The organism is Thermoanaerobaculum aquaticum, assembly GCF_000687145.1.
In the GTDB taxonomy this organism is placed as follows: Bacteria; Acidobacteriota; Thermoanaerobaculia; order Thermoanaerobaculales; family Thermoanaerobaculaceae; genus Thermoanaerobaculum; species Thermoanaerobaculum aquaticum.
This window is the reverse complement of the sequence record NZ_JMFG01000057.1, coordinates 1-1652: the sequence shown is the minus strand read 5'-3', so window position 1 is coordinate 1652 and position 1652 is coordinate 1. Positions and strand designations below refer to the sequence as shown.

The 1652-nt window shown below is 59.7% G+C and carries 1 protein-coding gene; it reads left to right on the top strand.

All coding sequences use genetic code 11. From position 1 onward, the window contains the following. On the top strand, nt 1-690 hold a 690-nt coding region (locus EG19_RS11995), incomplete at its 5' end, for a lytic transglycosylase domain-containing protein (RefSeq protein WP_152544070.1). Nucleotides 691-1652: the final 962 nt, after the last annotated feature.

Below are 1652 nucleotides of genomic sequence, written 5' to 3'. Positions count from 1 at the left end.
GGCAACCCCCTCAACGCCGTGGATCCGGATGGGCGCGCGGCGCTTTGGCTCACGCCGTCTCGCGAGCGGGCGATGGCCATGGCAGCCTCCGAGGCCGATTTCGTTGACAGCCTGGCGGTGTGGATGCTGATGAAGGACATGATCTGGTACGCGCTGCCGCAACAGTCGCCCGGCGCTGGAGGTGGCGGACGAAATCCCTCGCAAAGTTCCCAGGGGGGTGGAGGTGGCACGAGTGCCGGGACCGGCTCGAACCAGACAAACACCTCCAGCACTCCGGAGAATCGGCGACTCACCTATGCGGAGGTGGCGGAAATCGTGAAGGAAAACAATCAATCCGGCCAAGCGGACGAGGTCATCATCGCGATTGCGTGGATGGAAAGCAGCTTCGATCCAGGGGCGCATCGGCCAAACCCGGAAAAGGAAACAGCGCGTGGTCTGATGGGGGTCACGAAGGCGGCGGCGCAAGATGTTGGTGCCAACTACGAGAGGCTATTCGATCCCGTCGAGAATATAAAAGCCGGCTCCGCGTACCTTAGACTCCGGACCAGCTGGGCAAAGGGAAATGTTGAAAAGGCCCTGGCTGGGTATGGAACGGGCCCAAATTACGCCCAGGCGATACTGCGATGCGCAGAATGCCTAAAGGCATCAGCCGGGGAGCCAATGACGTGCCTTGTGCAGCTTCATCCTTGAATTGAGCGCTATGGAGGGACCATGCGGGGTTTACGGACCTTATTTCTCGCGATAGTAAGCCTTTTCTGCCACCAGCGTAGCATCAACGGGAACCCGGCCTTTGCCGAGGTGCCCGGGCAGGCAAACTCGCAAGCAGCAGGAGAGATCGCGGTGCTTACGCGGTGGGATGTGGGAAAGGAGCGAGTTTTTTGTGTTGTCTTGGACAACGAACGGCGAAACCCTGCGGAGCCGCCAGAACGCGTTCTGATCATCTATGTGGAGCGACACGGAGGGCGCGAGGAGCTCTTTCGCTACGCAACAATGGATGTTCCGCTTGCAGCTTTCCCCACTGCGGAAAGTAACGGGAACCTGGTGACGGTCTGGGTGGGCGGATCCGCGCTTCGAGTGGTCGTTTTCCATTACGCCAACGGGAAGGTCCAACAAGTGCTTGAGGCTGGGTCGCGGTCGTTTCCAGAGCTTGTTCTGCCCGCAGAAGGTGGGGAACCGGCCATCATCACGTCTGACGGGTCTTACCGCTTTGATCCACTTACGCGCACCACTAGGTGGGAGTGGACGAGGTCGATTGTTTTTCGCTGGGATGGTGCGCGATATTGCGAAACGACCACTGGCTTTGCTGACCGTCTTTCGCCGCTGTCATCGTTAGCTGTACTGAATCGAGGGTGTGTGGATAACCGAAACCAAGTGAACGCCCCGCGGTGATTCCGATGGGGGCCTCGGCGCCTTGCTGGGCGAGAGCGTGTCTGTCTTTCGCGTCGTGGCGCGAGGAAGGAAGGTTCGGAACTTGCTCCGTCAGTTGTTCTGGCTGCTAGAGCCTTGCGTTGCCCGTCGCAAATTACGGAGCGGCAGTCGGCGGTGCGAAAGGAAGTTCGTTGCAAAGAGCTGCAACAGTACTGCCCAGTCAAGTCACCAGCACGGGTAGCATGTACTCCGACGTGGATCACTTGGGCTCGGTGCGGCGGGTG